Source organism: Microvirga sp. RSM25 (assembly GCF_044784385.1).
In the GTDB taxonomy this organism is placed as follows: Bacteria; Pseudomonadota; Alphaproteobacteria; order Rhizobiales; family Beijerinckiaceae; genus Microvirga; species Microvirga tunisiensis.
On record NZ_CP173039.1, the window covers coordinates 1,126,189 to 1,142,284 of the forward strand.

The 16,096-nt window shown below is 61.5% G+C and carries 17 protein-coding genes and 1 pseudogene; 10 read left to right on the plus strand and 8 right to left on the minus strand.

The features are described 5' to 3' along the window. Window positions 1-27 precede the first annotated feature (27 nt). Both ACD578_RS05460 and ACD578_RS05465 read left to right on the plus strand, forming a co-directional pair. Window positions 28-2,445 (plus strand): sialate O-acetylesterase, encoded by a 2,418-nt coding sequence (locus ACD578_RS05460; protein ID WP_404291574.1) that lies wholly within the window; start codon window positions 28-30, stop codon window positions 2,443-2,445. Continuing rightward, a complete protein-coding gene (locus ACD578_RS05465; RefSeq protein WP_404291576.1) occupies window positions 2,442-3,416 on the plus strand; it encodes a hypothetical protein in 975 nt (324 codons plus the stop codon). The genes ACD578_RS05460 and ACD578_RS05465 overlap by 4 nt, the downstream gene beginning before the upstream one ends. A gap of 8 nt (window positions 3,417-3,424) precedes the next feature. Here ACD578_RS05465 and ACD578_RS05470 read toward each other — a convergent pair whose 3' ends face one another. After that, on the minus strand, window positions 3,425-3,679 hold the full coding sequence (locus ACD578_RS05470) for a hypothetical protein (protein WP_404291578.1): 255 nt from the start codon (window positions 3,677-3,679) through the stop codon (window positions 3,425-3,427). A gap of 63 nt (window positions 3,680-3,742) precedes the next feature. On the opposite strand from ACD578_RS05470, the gene ACD578_RS05475 reads away from it, so the two are divergent. From ACD578_RS05475 to ACD578_RS05495, 5 genes are all read left to right on the plus strand, one after another. Further along, the gene (locus ACD578_RS05475; protein ID WP_404291580.1) at window positions 3,743-4,525 is read left to right on the plus strand and encodes a CatB-related O-acetyltransferase; all 783 of its coding nucleotides are present in this window, start codon (window positions 3,743-3,745) and stop codon (window positions 4,523-4,525) included. 277 nt (window positions 4,526-4,802) lie between these two features. Then, window positions 4,803-5,516, plus strand: a complete 714-nt coding sequence (locus ACD578_RS05480; RefSeq protein ID WP_404291582.1) for a TIGR02594 family protein — start codon at window positions 4,803-4,805, stop codon at window positions 5,514-5,516. A 54-nt stretch (window positions 5,517-5,570) separates the two neighbouring features. Continuing rightward, a complete protein-coding gene (locus ACD578_RS05485) occupies window positions 5,571-6,194 on the plus strand; it encodes a hypothetical protein (protein ID WP_404291584.1) in 624 nt (207 codons plus the stop codon). Window positions 6,195-6,228: 34 nt separating this feature from the next. Continuing rightward, window positions 6,229-6,582, plus strand: coding sequence for a hypothetical protein (locus ACD578_RS05490; protein ID WP_404291586.1), 354 nt, complete (start codon window positions 6,229-6,231; stop codon window positions 6,580-6,582). A 199-nt stretch (window positions 6,583-6,781) separates the two neighbouring features. Then, window positions 6,782-7,267: a hypothetical protein gene (locus ACD578_RS05495; protein ID WP_404291588.1), complete on the plus strand. Its 486-nt coding sequence runs from the start codon at window positions 6,782-6,784 to the stop codon at window positions 7,265-7,267. Window positions 7,268-7,418: 151 nt separating this feature from the next. Here the strand turns inward: ACD578_RS05495 and ACD578_RS05500 are convergent, their stop codons facing one another. Together ACD578_RS05500 and ACD578_RS05505 are read right to left on the minus strand one after the other, a co-directional pair. Then, the gene (locus ACD578_RS05500; protein WP_404291590.1) at window positions 7,419-7,619 is read right to left on the minus strand and encodes a hypothetical protein; all 201 of its coding nucleotides are present in this window, start codon (window positions 7,617-7,619) and stop codon (window positions 7,419-7,421) included. A gap of 146 nt (window positions 7,620-7,765) precedes the next feature. Continuing rightward, window positions 7,766-8,002, minus strand: a complete 237-nt coding sequence (locus ACD578_RS05505; protein WP_404291592.1) for a hypothetical protein — start codon at window positions 8,000-8,002, stop codon at window positions 7,766-7,768. Between the two features lie 658 nt (window positions 8,003-8,660). On the opposite strand from ACD578_RS05505, the gene ACD578_RS05510 reads away from it, so the two are divergent. Then, a complete protein-coding gene (locus ACD578_RS05510; protein ID WP_404291594.1) occupies window positions 8,661-9,224 on the plus strand; it encodes a hypothetical protein in 564 nt (187 codons plus the stop codon). A 150-nt stretch (window positions 9,225-9,374) separates the two neighbouring features. On the opposite strand, the gene ruvX is transcribed toward ACD578_RS05510, so the two are convergent. The 5 genes from ruvX to ACD578_RS05535 form a co-directional block, all read right to left on the minus strand. Further along, window positions 9,375-9,929 carry a Holliday junction resolvase RuvX gene (gene ruvX / locus ACD578_RS05515; protein WP_404291596.1) on the minus strand — a complete coding sequence of 185 codons (555 nt, stop codon included), beginning with the start codon at window positions 9,927-9,929 and terminating at the stop codon, window positions 9,375-9,377. Between the two features lie 130 nt (window positions 9,930-10,059). Beyond that, a complete protein-coding gene (locus ACD578_RS05520; protein WP_404291598.1) occupies window positions 10,060-11,193 on the minus strand; it encodes an ABC transporter ATP-binding protein in 1,134 nt (377 codons plus the stop codon). Between the two features lie 18 nt (window positions 11,194-11,211). After that, the gene (locus tag ACD578_RS05525; RefSeq protein WP_404291600.1) at window positions 11,212-12,036 is read right to left on the minus strand and encodes a carbohydrate ABC transporter permease; all 825 of its coding nucleotides are present in this window, start codon (window positions 12,034-12,036) and stop codon (window positions 11,212-11,214) included. Beyond that, entirely contained in the window at window positions 12,033-13,004 is a 972-nt protein-coding gene (locus ACD578_RS05530) for a carbohydrate ABC transporter permease (RefSeq protein WP_404291602.1), read from the minus strand. Before ACD578_RS05530 ends, ACD578_RS05525 begins: the two co-directional genes overlap by 4 nt. Window positions 13,005-13,006: 2 nt before the next feature. Then, complete coding sequence (locus ACD578_RS05535; protein ID WP_404291604.1) at window positions 13,007-14,272, minus strand: ABC transporter substrate-binding protein; 1,266 nt, start codon at window positions 14,270-14,272, stop codon at window positions 13,007-13,009. A 130-nt stretch (window positions 14,273-14,402) separates the two neighbouring features. Between ACD578_RS05535 and ACD578_RS05540 the strand changes: the two are divergent. Next, a pseudogene (locus ACD578_RS05540) lies at window positions 14,403-15,109 on the plus strand (metal-dependent hydrolase). A gap of 678 nt (window positions 15,110-15,787) precedes the next feature. Then, complete coding sequence (gene gatC, locus ACD578_RS05545; RefSeq protein ID WP_152709095.1) at window positions 15,788-16,075, plus strand: Asp-tRNA(Asn)/Glu-tRNA(Gln) amidotransferase subunit GatC; 288 nt, start codon at window positions 15,788-15,790, stop codon at window positions 16,073-16,075. The last annotated feature ends 21 nt before the right edge of the window (window positions 16,076-16,096 follow it).

Here is a 16,096-nt window from a genome sequence, read left to right on the forward strand (position 1 = left end):
TTCATCCTGACGAATGACGAGGAATCCATGGCCGATGAAGGCGTAAAAGTGCTGGCTGCCGCAGAGACTGCGATGACGCTTCTGGAAGCAGCTGGTCGGCAAAAGACTGTGCTCGAACCTTTGCTGGCCCAAGCCGACGGCGCGATCCAGGACCTCGCGACCATCCTGACGGCGCGCGCGACTGTCGAGGGCAAGGCCGCCGAGGTGAGCGAAATCGCGGTGCAGGTGGCGGGGGTCGGCGCCGCGGTCGAGGGACTAACCGAGACGATCGATCAGGCGCAACAGAACCTTGCCGATCAGGTCGCGGCGGCCGAGCTTTTCCGGAATGACGCGGAGACTTTCCGCGGCCAGGCCGAGGAACTCGTGACCGAGGCCGCGCAAAGCATCGCTGCGGCGAATGAGCGGATCGCGGTCGCGGACCAAAAGCTCGCTGCCGTCACAGCCTCGGCCGATCAAAAGCTAACGGTGGTCCAGCTAGAGTCTGATGAGGTCTTGGCAGAGGTGTCGCAAGCGGCGGACCAAGTTCTTTCGGATGTTACGGAGGGCGCGGGCCAAGTTCTGGCCACGATCCAGCAAAGCAAAGAGCAAATGCTCGACCTCGCGAACCAGACAGTTTCGCAGGTCGCGGCGAATTTTGATACTCTCACAGCCGCCAACGCTGCCATCGGCACCTATGTCGAGGGCGCCGGCATCAACATCAACGCTGATGGCTCCAACAACGGCTTCTACGTAAAGCAAAGTGCCGCGTGGGTTCGAAAGAGCACTGCAACACTGCCCGGCCTCGACACGCGTTCGACGTTCCTTGAGGAAAGCCGGCTGCGGCCCCTCGAAAGGACGATCCGCTCGGCCACCCAGCTGCAGAGCTACGATGCAACCGACGATATTCTGCCGGTCCTTGCAGACGCAAACGGCACGGTTCTCCTTGGCGCACGGCGCTCAACTGGCGAGATCGTCGCCAGCATCCCGGTCAACGATCCGAGCCTGAAGCGAGCCAGCCAACGCACCGTCGACGCCGCACTCTCCCCCGGCGGCGCGCTGCAGTCCTACAATGCCGACGGTGCCACCCGGTATTATCCGATTGTGGTCGACGAGGTGCTGGGCTTGGTGCTTGGCGTCGACCGACAGACCGGGGTGCTTGTTGGATCCGGTATCAGTGCTCTGAAAACACCCGTCGCAGCCCCGAAAGTCGCGCTTACGGGAGTACGCCCAACTCTGGCGCTTGGCACGGGCTGGATGCATGTCATTTCTTACGGTCAATCGCTGTCGGCTGGTATCAAGGGCAATCCGCCGCTGTCGCAGTCTCAACCCTATTCCAACCTGACCTTTGGTGCAGGACCGCGCTCAACCAAGGCCGGCAACACATTTGGCGGTACAAACCCAGGCACAGACACCGTCAAACCTCTCGTCGAGGATACGAACACGCCTGAAGGCAACAGTGCCAGTGGCGAGACAGTTTGCTCTGGTGCCGCGAATTGGGCAGTAGAGGCCGCTGCTCGCGAGAGCGCTATTGATCCGGCGCAACTGGTGATTCTCGCCTCGGCGCCGGGCCATGGCGGCTACGGCATCGCGAACCTGCGCAAAAGTGCTCCCTGGTATCAGAACTTTCTCGACCATGTGAGCGAGGGCAAGGCGCGGGCCGCAGCGGTTGGCAAGTCCTACAACGTGCCGGTGGTGGTTTGGATGCAGGGCGAGTCCGACGCCACCGCGGCGTCGCCGCGCACCTGGTACCGGGACCAATTGCTTCAGTTGCGCGCGGACATCAATGCGGATGTTTTGGCCATTACGGGCCAAGCGAACCCAGTGCATCTCGTAGTGTACCAGACGCCCTCAGCGCCCTCGCCAGGCACGAGGGCCGCGATGGCCGATATCGCCCTAGCGCAACTGGATGCCATCAACGCAAGCCCGTACATCCATTTTGGCGGTTCGATCGAGCATCTGCCCTACAACGCCGACGGCGTTCATCTGACCAACATCGGTCAGCTCCGCTACGGCCGCCACCTCGGGCGAGCGTGGAAGCAAATAGTTGTTGATGGCAACGAGCCCGACGCGATCTGGCCAATATCTGCGACCGCGAAGGGCACGACGCTGTCGGTCAAGTTCCGCGTGCCGACGCTACCACTCGTCGTAGACAAGACGCTGCTAGGGTCCTCCCAGGATTGCGGTTTCAAGGTCGTCGACGACACTGGAACCCTGACGGTGACGGGCGCCGCGATCGGGGCAGGGGACACAGTCGTGATCACGCTCGACCGCGCTCTGGGGAGCAATCCGAAAGTGCGCTACGCGCTCGACTATCTCGGTCAAGGAGTCAACTTGGCGAATGGCGCCACCGGCAACCTGCGCGACAGCACCCCTGACACCTGCACCATTGCCGGCGTGGCGCATCCCATGTGGCACGTCGCACCGAAATTCGAATTGTCAATTATCAAGCTGGATGCAAACTCATGACGTCGGTTCCCTTCTTTCAGCTGCCCTTCACTGTTCCAAACGCGACCGGAATCACGCTCGATCAGACCAAGATCGGACCGCTGTTTCCTTCCACGGCGGAGGTGCAGGCCCAGGCACATTGGCTCTTCGGCGGCGACAACCCGCAGTATCGGGATCTGCTCAACGATGCCGTGCTGGCCAAGCCGCCGTTCACGTTGGCCGTTACAGCCGGTGGCTCGGGTTATACGAGTGCGCCGAGCGTCACTCTAACCGGCGGCGGCGGTAGTGGGGCGGCGGCGGTGGCGGTCATCAACACCACCACTGGCGCCGTGACGAACATCCACATATTGGCCCCAGGCTCGGGCTATACCAGCCCTCCCACTGTAACACTGACGGGCGGCGGCGGTAGCGGCGCAACGGCCACCGCCTCAATGAACGCGGCGGCCCCGACGCTCGGCGCCGGCTTTGTCACAGTGTCCGGCCAGTCAGGTCTGATGTCGCCGTTCTATGACGGCAACAACCAGACGCTGATATCGGTGATCAAGTTGCCAGTCACGCCCTCGGCCACCCAGATCGCTATGGGCTACTGGTCGCCGGCGCCTGTCGGCGGCGGCATCGGCTACTACAACTCAAGCGGAGCTTGGACATTCGGGACACGCACTACACCAAATGACACTGGTGCCCTGCAGACCGTTGTTGCGCCGCCAACGACAGTGGCCGATACTTGGCTCTGGCTGGCGATGACGCATTCTCCTACGCAACGCACAGTGATGTGGGGCGGAGGTGCCTACGATAGTCGGACCGTCACCAAGTTCGTCAGTCCGACCCCTGGCAAGGTCGGTATCGGCAACAACGGTGGCACCTCATTTGCCGGCGCGATCACGTGTGCCGAGTTCATCGTTTTTGATCATCCGCTCTCGCAGGCGGAGCTCACAGGCGTCTATGGGCGATCCAAGGCGCGGCTAGGGACTCGGGGTATCGCGCTGTTTTAGGTTCCATCCTAGGCGGCGAACACGATGAACAGTCCCTCGGACTCTTCGGTGCGGTCGATCTGATCGCCGGCGCTCGCGCGTACGGCGCTCTCCTCGGCCGCTGTCGCGCGCGCCACCGTCAGCCCGTCCGACGGGATGCCGAGCGGATCAAGTACCTCGTCCCGAAATCGCGTTGAGGCAACTAAATCCTCTACCTCATCGGCCCTGATGGCGCCTACGAAGGCCACGGCCCTGCCGGACCGCTGGATTCTGAAAAGTGGCATTGCTTCTGCCTTTGATGTACGCCCATGACAGCTTTGTGGGTTCGTAGACGAGGTCGAGAGAGCATGAAATACCCGGTAACTTTCACGTGGCGCCGATCATTCGACGACTTCTGTGAGCAAAACCGGATCTATTTACGCCACCCGCTTGTCTCGCGGGGCGTCTACAAGGTCGGAGACAAGATTACAATCAGGGGCCCCACTCAAATCGAGCGGTATGGGACGCTCGTTCCCGGGCACTTTTTCAGCATTGGAGCATTTTCATTCGCTACAACAGGACTGCCCTGGGATGTGAAGGTCGGAAGATATTGCAGTTTTGCGATTGGCGCAGAGATTATGACTGCTCGCCATCCTGTCGAGCGCGTCATTACATCACCGGTCACTTACCTGCCTCGGTGGCGAGATTTTGCGCAGCGCGAGTTTGGTGCCGCTTGGCACACAGTTCATTTTAACGAGTCCGGCCCACCGCCCGTGATCGGCAATGATGTCTGGATTGGCGCGGGCGCTCTCATCAAGCGTGGTATTCGAATTGGTGATGGTGCAGTGATTGGCGCGCGCGCGGTTGTAACAAAGGACGTTGAGCCATACGCGTTGGTGGTAGGATCCCCAGCGCGTGTAAAAAAGTTTCGATTCTCTGAGCGGGAGATTGAGCGCCTTCTGCGGGCGAGGCCTTGGCAGTACAAGTTCAGCGATTGGCCCGAAGCAGCATCCTGGGAGAACCCGGTGCAGTTTTGCGACCTGCTTGAGGAGAAGGCTGCCGATGGTGAAATTGAGCCCTGGGAGCCCGGGTTCGTAGATTTGGGCGCGGAATTTCAACGAATTGTCGATAGTGAAGATGGTCAGCCATAGGTGGCTGAAGAACTCTTCACACGACGGGATCGTCTCCTTGCTGCTCTACAGGCTGTGATCGCCATTTGAGATGGCGGTTAGGGCCAAGGTGGGTAAGGATCCGATCTCGCCGTGTGAAATTGTGTGGGCAACCGCGCCGGCCTTCCGGATCGCATGCCAGACTTCCTTGTGGTCGATCGGCCCGCGCAGCTGCGACCGCCCCGCCTGATCTATATTCCAATCTGATCCCTCACCAAGCCGCCTCCGGGCGGCTTTTTCTTTTTCAACGGAGAGTCACATGCAGAACGTGCGTGATGTTCAAATCGCGCTGCGGCAGCGCGGCTATGACCCAGGACCGGCAGATGGAATCCTGGGCCGCCGCACGATTGCAGCCATCAAGGAATTCCAGAAGGAGCAGAAGCTGTTCGTGGACGGGATTGCCGGATCTGCAACTCTCTCCCGGCTGTTCCCGACAGGATCGGACAAGCCTGAGGCCGCCATCCTCGTACCCTGGTATGCCGAGGCCTCACGCCTCATGGGAACGCGCGAAGTCGTTGGCAAGAAGCATTCGCCCATCATCATGGGCTGGGCGGAAAAGCTCGGGCTCTGGTATCCGAGCGATGAAACCGCCTGGTGCGGGCTGTATGTGGCTCATTGCATTGGCGCGACCCTGCCGAATGAGCCCCTGCCGGCGAACCCGCTTGGTGCCCGCAACTGGGCTAAGTTCGGGCGTCCGCTGGATCGGCCCGCGGTCGGCGCCGTTGCTGCCTTCTGGCGCGGCAGCAAGAGCGGCTGGCTCGGTCATGTCGGATTCATCAAAGCGGTGAGCGCCGACGGCAAGTCGCTGGAGATCCGAGGCGGCAACCAGAACAACAGTGTCTCGGATGCCTGGCTGTCGGCCGATCGCCTGCTCGACGACGGTATCCGCTGGCCGTCCACCGCTCCCCTGCCCGCCGGTTCCCGCATTCCAACTTCCACGGTTGGCGGCAAGCTGTCCGTCAGCGAAGCCTGAGATCCCGCACCCGGCCGGGCCTGCCGGGCATCCTCCTGAAACGGAAACCCTCACATGACTTCCAAGCTCCTTACCGCTGCTCTTTGGGCATTGGCCGGTGCACTCGTGTCCATCCTCCTGACGCCGCTCGATCCTGACCTGGCTGTGACCAGTATTGGGCTGACCGGCCTGGGTGCCGCCTGCATGGCGGTGTACTTCCTGATCAAGCGTGATCTCGTGCCGGCACTGGGCATGGGTGCCTTCCTCGCCGTGGTGTTCACGCTGCCTGCATTGGCGGCCGACGGTGTGGTGACTGTGCCCTGGGGCGATTGGATCGCCAGCCTCGCCAGTGAGCATGCCAAGGAAACTGTGCTGGTCGTGGTGGTCTGGCTCTATCGCAAGGTTCTCTATTCCCTGCCGGTGTCTCTCTATGCCGGAATCCAGACCCTGCGGGTCGAGCAGCTGCTGGAGCATGCAATCAACTACGGCTTCAACGCGGTGCCGGGCGCGGTGCGTGGGCGGGTATTGTCGATCAACCTTGCCAATGCCGTGATCGCCGAGATCCTGCAGTACGCAATCGACAGCGCTCCGGCCCTGGTCCGATGGGCCGGCGGGGCAGACGCAGTCCGCAAGATGATTGTTGCGCGTCTGGAGCTCGAGCCCGAGGCCTCGGCCTTCCGGCTCGGAATCGGCGCGTAAAGCAAATCATAACCATCAGCCAGTGGGGGCACAGATGGCCGATCCCATCATCAATGATCCATTCCAGGCCATCGTCGGTGTGAAGGCATCGGTTGTCGTGGCTTCCTTCTTCGGAGGCGTTGTTTCAGCTATGCTTCAAGGCGGTTCCATTCTCCAGCGCACCGTCACGGCCGTCGTCGGCTGCGTGACCTCGGTTTACCTCACACCCTTCGCGATCGCTTACGTGTCGCCGTACCTCACCACGGTGAGCACGCCGCAACTCGAGCACGCCTCCGCCTTCATGTGCGGTCTGCTCGGCATGTCGATCTCGCAGGGCCTCTACAACATTGGGCGGACCTTCCGGCGCCGCCCAATGGATGTCATCGGGCGCATCAAGCCGCAGGCCTGACCGCTCGCACCTGCTCTGCCGGCGTAAGGCACGTCGCCGGCGGAGATGCCCCCTTGGGCGCTCCCTCCCAAACTTTGCGCCCCAGCCTATACCTACAGGCTGGAGCGTCCTTTCAGACCTGCTATAAGCTTAAGGGCCTTTTAAGGCCGTCTAGTCGTTCACATATCCTGCGGTAGCCAAAACCAACAGGAGATATCCTTTGAACGACGACAATCCCTATGCTCAAATAGTGCGCGAGCAGCGCGAGAAGAAACGGGCGGAAGATGCTGAGCGCGAGCAGCGCATTGCCGATAAGAATGCAGATGCTACCCATGACTTCAGGGTAAAATCGGAGCCGCTGATCACGATCCTGGTGCCCAAACTCAAGCAGGCCCGCGATGGCTTTGCAGGGGAGGGCTTCATTATGCAGATTGAGGAGAACCTGGAGCCCACTCAAGGGCGCAGGAATCCTTCGGTAAGGTTCAGTGTCTCGGAGAAAGATAGCCGCGATAAGCCGACCTGGTTCGAGGTGGAAGTTGGTCACGTCCAAGGCGGTGTGAGGGTTCGAACCGAGAAGCTGTCCCACAAGGGAGAGATATCGGAGCGGATTGGCATGAAGACGATCACCCCCCAGGCCGTCGACCAGTTGATCCAGGTGGCAGTCAGTCATTACTTCAAGCCGAACCCGCTGATCTTTGATCGCTGAATAGGGCTCCTAGGAATGGGCCCCGCTGGCTTCGGCTGGCGGGGCTTTTCTCTTTAGGGCGCTGCACCTGATGCTTTCCTCACATGTGAGCAGCGCTCTCTTCGTGGGGCTTTGCTGCGGTATCGTGCTTGGTCGGGTAGGCCTTGTCCTTTCAGAAGCGAAACGCCTGCAGCTCGAGGGGACGCTTGTTGATGTCCTGCGGCGTCCAGCCCAGGGTAAGGAGATACTCAGCCACAACGGCGAGAACCGTCACGCCTAAGAGGGCGACGAATCCTAAGGCGAAGCGGGTCACTTTATCGTGCTGGGCTGGCTCTGGATTGGCAGCCCTCGGGATAGGGTCGTCAGCCTTCATGGACTTTCCTCGCAGACAGAAGTCCTATCAGCCTTGGGTGCGAGTGAAAAGTGGCCACGCGCTTCCGAGAAAGCACCTGGTTGGGTGTCAGCTTCGTCGGCATTCGGGCTGGCGGGGCCTATTTGCCATTTAAGCTTCAGCTTGGCCTATCGGCGGCTTTCGGTGGTCTGCAAACTCTGAGGCTGATCGATATGGCTTGCGTGATCATCGCTCAACTCAGTCTCATCTGAGGTTCGCATGTAAACTAAGACCGCAGCCATGACTGCAACCAGACTGCCACCGAACGGCATGCTGACAAGCGCGATGGCCGCTCCATAAGGCCACAGCAGAACACAGCTGAGGCCAGCCCCGATGAAGGCCACCGCCATATAGAGAATCACCATGCAGCACCCCTTTTGGGTTAACTCCGTAGGAGTATAACCACACTCCAATCAAAAGGATCGGTGCAACGCTCGATTTTGCGGAATAATTTCATCCGGAGGGTTTGGCAGGAAGGGGTGAATGAAGTTTTTCAATCTCAGCCGGAGACCCTTGGTTTCCCGTGGCCGTATTCGGTCATCTTGAAAAACTCTGTGGCTCTGAAAGCCTTGCACACAAAGGAAAAGCGCCCGAAGCGGCGCTGTTCTACCATTAAACTATCCCCCACCGAAGCCATTGAAATCCTTCGCCTTTTTCTGAGACTTGTCTCAGGCACTTCAGGCGGGATTCGAAACCGGCGTCGCGGTTGGCGGTGAAATAGGAGGCTTTTGACGCGTCGTCAAGCCTTCAAGTTGAGAAGGTGTGCCGGATGCCGAAAGCGTGGATTGCGAAGGCGAGCTAGTTTTATGTAATGCAGTAATGTATCGCGAACGATCTCTCGATCCAAGGAGATTTTCTATCGCTTCCTTTGAAGTTTTCGCGTACGGTGCCACACAGTTTGAGTAATAAGATATATCATTACATTCATTAAGTCTCGTTGATTTGGAACTTGCGCAGAATAGGTGACGCTCTCGTAAGTCCATCGGCGAGATCATCTTGTTTCGACGCAGGAGAGAAATAGCAATGGCGACAATCTATGCACGCGAGGAAGATCACACGTGGGGAACTTCCCGGAGTGACGTCATCCATGGGACTGAGAAGTATTATGACATCCTTCATGGATTAGGTGGCAACGACACAATCTATGGTTACGCAGGCGGCGATTACCTGGACGGTCGTGCTGGTAATGATAAGCTATACGGAGGCAATGGAAACGACGAAATCGACGGTGGATTGGGTCGTGACACCTTGGTCGGCGGCGCAGGCCGAGACGCCTTTGAATTTCATGGTAAGTTGTCAAAATCGAACATCGACGTGATCACCGATTTCAATCCGAAAGATGATCGTCTCGAGCTGGCGCCTTACATTTTTGAAATGGGCGGGCGGTCAATCAGCTATATTAAAGCGAGCGAGTTCTGGAGAGGATCGAAGGCTCATGATGCCGATGATCGATTCATCTATAACAATAAAACTGGCGTAATTTACTACGATCCGGATGGAACGGGAGCAACGGAGGCCTTGGCTTTTGCCAAGGTGAAGGCTGGGACAAAGCTTACGTATAAAGATTTTTTCATAGACGCCTTTTGATGAAATAGGCAGGATTTCTCAGTCTGATCGGCCACTGGAGCTGTTTCCACGTGCGTGGAATGATCGCTCGTCTTGGGTTCGCCGCCTTTTTGATGGCGAACCGGATCCACTTCGCCGAAAAAAGCTCTAGTCACTGCAGACCAGGTTTCCTCATCCAGCGCCGCCTTCAGGCGGCGTGTCCATGTCGAGGCCGGATCTGAAGGCAGCTTCGTCCTCAGCCGCCTCCGCGTCGGCGGCGATCCGCTCGTAGCGGTCGAGGGCACCTTGGAGGATGTAGGCGGCGGCCATCTTGTCGACGGCGTCGGCTCGCTTGGCCCGGGAGGCATCCGCGTCCAGGAGTGTGCGGGTCACCACCATGGTGGACATGCGTTCATCCCAGAACAAGACAGGCAGCGGCAGGAGGGGCTTCATGTTGCGCACGAAGGCGCGCGTGGCTTGGGAGCGGGGGCCCTCCGTGCCGTCCATGTTGAGCGGCAGGCCCAGGACGAGGCCACCGACCTCGTACCGCGCAGCGAGATCCTTGATGCGTCCCACGTCCGGGGTGAACTTCACCCGCTTGATCGTCTCGAGCGGGGTCGCGATGCGCCGCTCCACGTCCGACAGGGCAACGCCGATGGTCTTGGTGCCGAGATCGAGGCCCATGAGGCGCGCGCGGGGCGCCAGGCCGTCGATGAAGGCGACCAATTCGTCGTCTCGTGAGATCATGGGCTGCCTCCTCGTGCACCTGCCGGGTCCCAGCCAGTATAGGGGAAGTGGCCCGGCGTCGAGACGGGAGAGGTCGTCGCATGCGCAGTGCCACCCCCGGCGGCTGCAGGCCGGGAACGACGATGTCATCCTAAGCTGCGCTGGTGAGATCTGGCGATGACGGGGCAGGGCTCGCGCTGCCGGCGCGAGACGGCAACGCCCCGCCCGAGCGATCGAACAGGTGACAGAACTCGTGTGCGAGATCGAGGCTGACGGTGGTTCCCACATCATGCCGTGCATCGCCCGGCTCGCGCACGGTCAGGCGGCGGCCTTGGCCCACATCGACATAGAGAAGGTGGTTCTCGCCAAGCTCCTCCACCAGCTCGACGCGCCCGCTGAGGGAGCCTTGAGGGCTCACACGCACATGGTCGGGCCTGACGCCAAGGGTGACGGGCTCGCCCGGCTTGACACCCTCCGGCGCAACCGGGACGGAGAGGGTGCCGCCGCTGGGAAGGCTCACGAGCACCTCGCTCGGCCCGACGCCGGCAACCTGGCACTCCATGAAATTCATCTGCGGCGAGCCGATGAAGCCGGCGACGAACAGGTTGGCCGGGTGGTGATAGAGCTCGAGCGGCGTGCCGACCTGCTCGATCCGGCCTGCGTTGAGCACCACGATCCGGTCGGCGAGCGTCATCGCCTCCACCTGATCGTGCGTCACGTAGATCATGGTCGCGCGCGTGTCATGGTGGAGCTTGGCGATCTCGATGCGGGTCTGCACACGAAGCGCCGCATCGAGGTTGGAGAGCGGCTCGTCGAAGAGAAACACCCTCGGATCGCGCACGATGGCGCGGCCGATGGCGACGCGCTGGCGCTGTCCGCCGGAGAGCTGCCTCGGCTTGCGTTCGAGGAGCGCCTCGATCTGCAGCATGCGCGCGGCCTCGCGCACCTTGGCGTCGATCTCCGCCTTCGAGGACTTCGCCAGTTCCAGGCCGAAGGCCATGTTGTCGTAGACGTTCATGTGCGGATAGAGCGCATAGGACTGGAACACCATGGCAATCCCACGTTTGGCTGGGACGAGGTCGTTCACGCGCTCGCCGCCGATGAAGAGATCGCCGGCGGTAATGTCCTCGAGCCCGGCGATGAGGCGCAGCAGGGTGGATTTCCCGCAACCGGACGGGCCGACGAAGACGACGAACTCGCCGTCACGGATGTCGAGATCGACGCCGTGGATGACCTTGATCCGGCCAAAGGATTTCTGGACATTCTTGAGGACGACATCAGCCATTGAACAGCATTCCTTGAACTAGCCCTTCACCGCACCCGCCGTGAGGCCCGCCACGATCTTGCGCTGGAACACCAGCACCAGGGCGATGATCGGGATCGTCACGACGACGGAGGCCGCCATGATCGCACCCCAGGGCAGCTCGTAGGCCGTCGAGCCGCTCATGAGAGCTATGGCAGGCGGCACGGTGCGCCGCTCGTTGGTGAGCGTGAAGGTGAGGGCGAAGAGAAACTCGTTCCACGAGACGATGAAGGCGAGAAGTCCCGTCGTCACGGCGGCAGGCGCCATGAGCGGCAGGAAGACGCGCCGCACCACGATCCAGGGCGTCGCGCCGTCGACGAAGGCCGCTTCCTCGATCTCCTTGGGCAACTCGCGCATGAAGGTGGTGAGCACCCAGATCGTGAAGGGCAGGGTGAGCATGAGGTTGGCGAGGATCAGGCCGGGCAGGGTGTTGTAGAGTCCGAAGCCGCGGATCAGCTCGAACATGCCGGCGAGCACCGCCACCTGCGGAAACATCGAGACGGCCAGGATCGTCATGAGCAGGAGCGAGCGACCGCGAAAGGCGATGCGCCCGAAGGCGTAGGCCGCCGTGATCCCGAGTGCCAGCGACAGGGCGACCACGGAGCCCGACACGATGATCGAGTTCAAGATGTTCAGGCCGAAGGGCTGGCGCTCGAACACGGCGACGTAGTTCGAGAGATCGAAGCGTTCCGGCAGGTATGCCACCGAGAACAATTCGCTTCCAGAGCGGAAGGACGAGATGATCGCGTAGTAGAACGGAAAGAGCGCGAAGAAGGCGATGACGAGCACGAGCAGCCAGAAGCCGATCCGGACGAGACGCTTCATCGCGGATCCTCCCCGAGCCGGATGCGCCCAGCCGCGAGCGTGATCACGACGATGAGGGCGATGATGAGGAAGATCAGCGTCGAGGCGGCGGAGCCGAGGCCCACCTCCTGGAAATCGACGAGCTGCTGGCGCGCATAAACGGACATGGAGGCCGTGTCCTTCGAGTTCGATGTCAGAACGTAGATGAGATCGAAAACCCGCAGGGCATCGAGGGAGCGGAAGATCACCGCCACCAGCAGCGCCGGCTTGATGAGCGGCAGGGTCACTCGGAAGAAGACGCGAACGGGCGATACGCCGTCCACTTTCGCGGCCTCGTAGATGTCCTGCGGCAGCATCTGAAGGGCAGCCAGGATGAGCAGGGCCATGAAGGATGTGTGCTTCCAGACATCCACCATGACGGCGGCCCATAACGCCGTGTCGGAATTGGCCGTCCAGCTGACGGGCGCAGCGATCAGGCCGATGCGCAGCAGGAGATCATTGATGACGCCGAACTGGTCGTGCAGCATCCAGTTCCACATCTTGGCCGACACGATGGTCGGGATCGCCCAGGGGATCAGGATAATGGCCCGCATGACGCCGCGGCCCGGGAACGCCGCGTTCAGGATCAGCGCCACGACGATGCCGAGAACCGTCTCGATGGAAACCGACACGAGAGTGAACCACAAGGTGTTCCAGACGGAATGCCACCAGTCGGGCTCGGTCAGGAGCCCGAACCACTCGCCGTCGTAATTGGCGAGATAATTCTCGAAGCCGATGAATTCGTAAACGCTCAGATTGTTGAGGTCGGCATCGGTGAGGCTGAACCAGATCGTCCGCGCCAGGGGCCAACCCGCAATGAGCGCAACGACGATCAGGCTCGGCGCGATGAAGAGCCACGCCGCCCTGATGCGCGAGCGCGTCAGCGATGAGCGGCGTCCCTGCACTTCGGCCTGCGCTGGGACGCCGTCCTGGGCAACGGCACCGCTCATGATCATTGCCAGCCGCTGCGCTTGATCCGCTTCAGGTCACGGTCGAGGCGGTTCAGCGCCTGCGCGGGTTCGGCGCGCTTGGAGAGAACCTGGTGCACCGCATTGAAGAACTCGGTCGAGACCTTGTTGTAGTTCTGGCCCGTCGCCGTGGCAGGGCGCGCGACCGCGTTGCTGAACACGTCGACGAGATCACCGATGAAGGGATTGGCCCTGGCGATGTCGGCATCGCTGTAGAGCGACACGATGGTCGGGTTGAAGGAGCCTTCGACCGCGCGCCGCTTCTGCTCGGCCTCGCTCGTTAGATACATCACGAGGTCGGTCGCGGCTTCGGCATTCTTGGAGTACTTGGAAACGGCGAGAAGCTGTCCGCCGAGCGTTCCTGCATGGCGGCCGTCCGCGCCGCCCATCGGCAGGGGCGCGATGCCGACCTTGTCCTTGATGGTGCTGTCGGCTCCTTGCGCCAGCGCCCAGGCATAGGGCCAGTTGCGCATGAAGGCGGCGTTGCCGGCCTGGAAGACGCCGCGCGCCTCCTCTTCCGTGTAGTTGAGCACCCCTTCGGGCGTGATCGTACCGACCCAGCCGGCAGCGGTCTTCAGCGCCTCGGTGGCCTTCGGATTCTCGATGGTGACCTCACCCTTCTCGTCGACGATGGTGCCGCCGTTGTAGGAGGCGATCCATTCGAGCGCGTTGGTGGTCAGGCCCTCATAGGCGCGGCCCTGCCAGGTATAGCCCCAGAATTCGCCGCGGCCTTCCTTGCGCTCGCCCTCTTGGATGAGGCGGGCGGTCTCGGTGAGGTCGGCCCAGGTCTGCGGCACGGGCCGCTTGTATTTGTCCAGAAGGTCCTTGCGGTAATAGAGCAGACCCGCATCGGCGAACCACGGCACGGCCATCAGCTTGCCCTCGACGCGGCTGGTCTCGGCCATGGCGGGAAGATGATCGCCGATCGTGCCCTGCGCCTTGAAGGTCAGGTCGAGCAGGTGGTTGCCCAGGGTGCCGGTCCAGACCACGTCGATCTGGAATACGTCGATGTCGCCGGCGCCCGCTGCGAGAAGCTGCTGGAAGAGAGCGAGCCGCTCGGTGGCGGAGTTGGGCGTCGAGACGATCTTGACCGTGTTGCCGGTCTTAGCCGCCCAGGCGTCGACGCCCTGCTTGCAGATCTCGTATTCCTTGCCGAGCGCGCTGCACGAGATGGAGATCTCGACAGCCCAGGCACTGGTGGATGCGAGAAGTCCGGCGGCCGCGGCGAAGCTGGCGATGAGGCGGGACATGGCTATCCTCCTGCAGGCTTGATGTTTATTGCTTAGCTTCTTAAAGCCCCATCTGGCGTTTTGTTCCTGTGGAACGTGGTCAGGGGCCGCTTCTGCTCCATCTCATGTTGCCGAAAACGAGGGAATTCTCATGAAAATCACATGGTTCGGTCATTCCGCCTTCCGGCTCGACTTCGCCGGCAAGGCCATGCTCATCGATCCGTTCTTCACCGGCAACCCGGCCTTCGAGGGCGACAAGGCGAAGATCACTGAGGGCATCTCGCACATCCTGCTCACGCACGGCCACGGGGATCATGTGGGCGATGCGGTCGACATCGCGAAGAAGACGGGCGCCAAGGTCGTGACGAACTTCGAGCTCTGCATGTATCTCGCCAAGCAGGGCGTTCAGAACTTCGATCCCATGAACACGGGCGGCACGACGGATCAGGGCGGCTTCAGCGTCACCCTGGTGCGCGCGGACCATTCCTCCGGCCTCGTGGAGATGGACGTGAACTTTCCGCTCGGCAGCGCCAACGGGATCGTCGTGAAGGCTCCGGGCGAGCCCACCATCTATCACATGGGCGACACGGACATCTTCGGCGACATGGCCCTGATCGCCGAGATCCATCAGCCCGACGTGGTGATCGTGCCCATCGGCGACCGCTTCACCATGGGCCCCGAGGTCGCGGCGCTTGCGGTCGAGCGGTATTTCGGCGGAGCCAAGGCCGCCATCCCGTGCCACTACGCCTCCTTCCCCCGCTGGTCCCCAACGCCGACCGCTTCGTCGCGGCTCTCGACGGTAAGGGCATTCAGGTCGTGGTGCCGCACAAGACCGTGGGCGTGACGGTGCAAAAGTAATCTCCCCGTCATTACCTCCCCGGACTTGATCCGGGAATCGGTGCCGGTGATCCCGATGAAGGGAAACGCGGCGCTCGTCGGATCGGGATGGCCGGGACAGGCCCGGCCATGACGGCGAGGAAAGCCGCAGATTGGGCCGCACCTGAGGAGCGAAGCGTCGCGCAGGACAGCGCGCTTCCGGTGCTCTCCGGAGCCTCCTTCGAGACGCCGCGGCGCGGCTCCTCAGGATGAGAGCTGTGAGACTGACAGCGTGAATCGGTGGATACGTTCTGCCCTCGCACCCTCTGACTGCACCCTCTGCCGTCATGGCCGGCACAAGCCCGGCCATGACGGCAGAGGGTGTCACGGGCCGTGATCCCGATCGTCTCGCTCGCCCTCATCCTGAGCAGCCGTGAGGCTGCGTCTCGAAGGAGGGTCCGGAACAGCGCTGAACTCCTCCTTCGAGACGCCGCTTGCCGCGGCTCCTCAGGATGAGGGCCATCGGGTCTGAAAGCGGGATGGCCGGGACTGATCCCCGGATCACGTCCGGGACGGCCATGACGGGGAAGGTGTCCTTCCCGCGAGGGCGCGCTGACCGGCAGTGGCAGAGTAAGGCCTTCCCCGCACATCCAACATTGCCCCCCGAGGCGGGCGGGTGCTATAGGCCGCGGAAGCTATTTCCAAGAGGTTAGACCATTCATGTCGGTCGATGAGAAAACGGTCCGCCGCATCGCCCATCTGGCGCGCATTGCCGTGACGGATGCGGAGGTGCCTCATCTCCAGGGCGAACTCAACGCGATTCTCTCCTTCGTCGAGCAGCTCAACGAGGTGGACGTGGAGGGCGTCGAGCCCATGACGTCCGTGACGCCGATGGTCATGAAGAAGCGCCAGGACGGCGTGACCGACGGCGGCTATCCGGAGAAGGTCGTCCAGAACGCTCCCGCCACGGAAGACAACTTTTTCCTGGTGCCGAAGGTGATCGAATAAAGGGCGGACCGTCTTTATATT

What these genes read in the sequence shown, in the direction of transcription:
- ACD578_RS05460 (WP_404291574.1), top strand. Translation starts at nt 28, where the DNA reads ATGGCCGATGAAGGCGTAAAAGTGCTGGCTGCCGCAGAGACTGCGATG.
- ACD578_RS05465 (WP_404291576.1), top strand. Translation starts at nt 2,442, where the DNA reads ATGACGTCGGTTCCCTTCTTTCAGCTGCCCTTCACTGTTCCAAACGCG.
- ACD578_RS05470 (WP_404291578.1), bottom strand. Translation starts at nt 3,679, where the DNA reads ATGCCACTTTTCAGAATCCAGCGGTCCGGCAGGGCCGTGGCCTTCGTA.
- ACD578_RS05475 (WP_404291580.1), top strand. Translation starts at nt 3,743, where the DNA reads ATGAAATACCCGGTAACTTTCACGTGGCGCCGATCATTCGACGACTTC.
- ACD578_RS05480 (WP_404291582.1), top strand. Translation starts at nt 4,803, where the DNA reads ATGCAGAACGTGCGTGATGTTCAAATCGCGCTGCGGCAGCGCGGCTAT.
- ACD578_RS05485 (WP_404291584.1), top strand. Translation starts at nt 5,571, where the DNA reads ATGACTTCCAAGCTCCTTACCGCTGCTCTTTGGGCATTGGCCGGTGCA.
- ACD578_RS05490 (WP_404291586.1), top strand. Translation starts at nt 6,229, where the DNA reads ATGGCCGATCCCATCATCAATGATCCATTCCAGGCCATCGTCGGTGTG.
- ACD578_RS05500 (WP_404291590.1), bottom strand. Translation starts at nt 7,619, where the DNA reads ATGAAGGCTGACGACCCTATCCCGAGGGCTGCCAATCCAGAGCCAGCC.
- ACD578_RS05505 (WP_404291592.1), bottom strand. Translation starts at nt 8,002, where the DNA reads ATGGTGATTCTCTATATGGCGGTGGCCTTCATCGGGGCTGGCCTCAGC.
- ACD578_RS05510 (WP_404291594.1), top strand. Translation starts at nt 8,661, where the DNA reads ATGGCGACAATCTATGCACGCGAGGAAGATCACACGTGGGGAACTTCC.
- ruvX (WP_404291596.1), bottom strand. Translation starts at nt 9,929, where the DNA reads ATGATCTCACGAGACGACGAATTGGTCGCCTTCATCGACGGCCTGGCG.
- ACD578_RS05520 (WP_404291598.1), bottom strand. Translation starts at nt 11,193, where the DNA reads ATGGCTGATGTCGTCCTCAAGAATGTCCAGAAATCCTTTGGCCGGATC.
- ACD578_RS05525 (WP_404291600.1), bottom strand. Translation starts at nt 12,036, where the DNA reads ATGAAGCGTCTCGTCCGGATCGGCTTCTGGCTGCTCGTGCTCGTCATC.
- ACD578_RS05530 (WP_404291602.1), bottom strand. Translation starts at nt 13,004, where the DNA reads ATGAGCGGTGCCGTTGCCCAGGACGGCGTCCCAGCGCAGGCCGAAGTG.
- ACD578_RS05535 (WP_404291604.1), bottom strand. Translation starts at nt 14,272, where the DNA reads ATGTCCCGCCTCATCGCCAGCTTCGCCGCGGCCGCCGGACTTCTCGCA.
- gatC (WP_152709095.1), top strand. Translation starts at nt 15,788, where the DNA reads ATGTCGGTCGATGAGAAAACGGTCCGCCGCATCGCCCATCTGGCGCGC.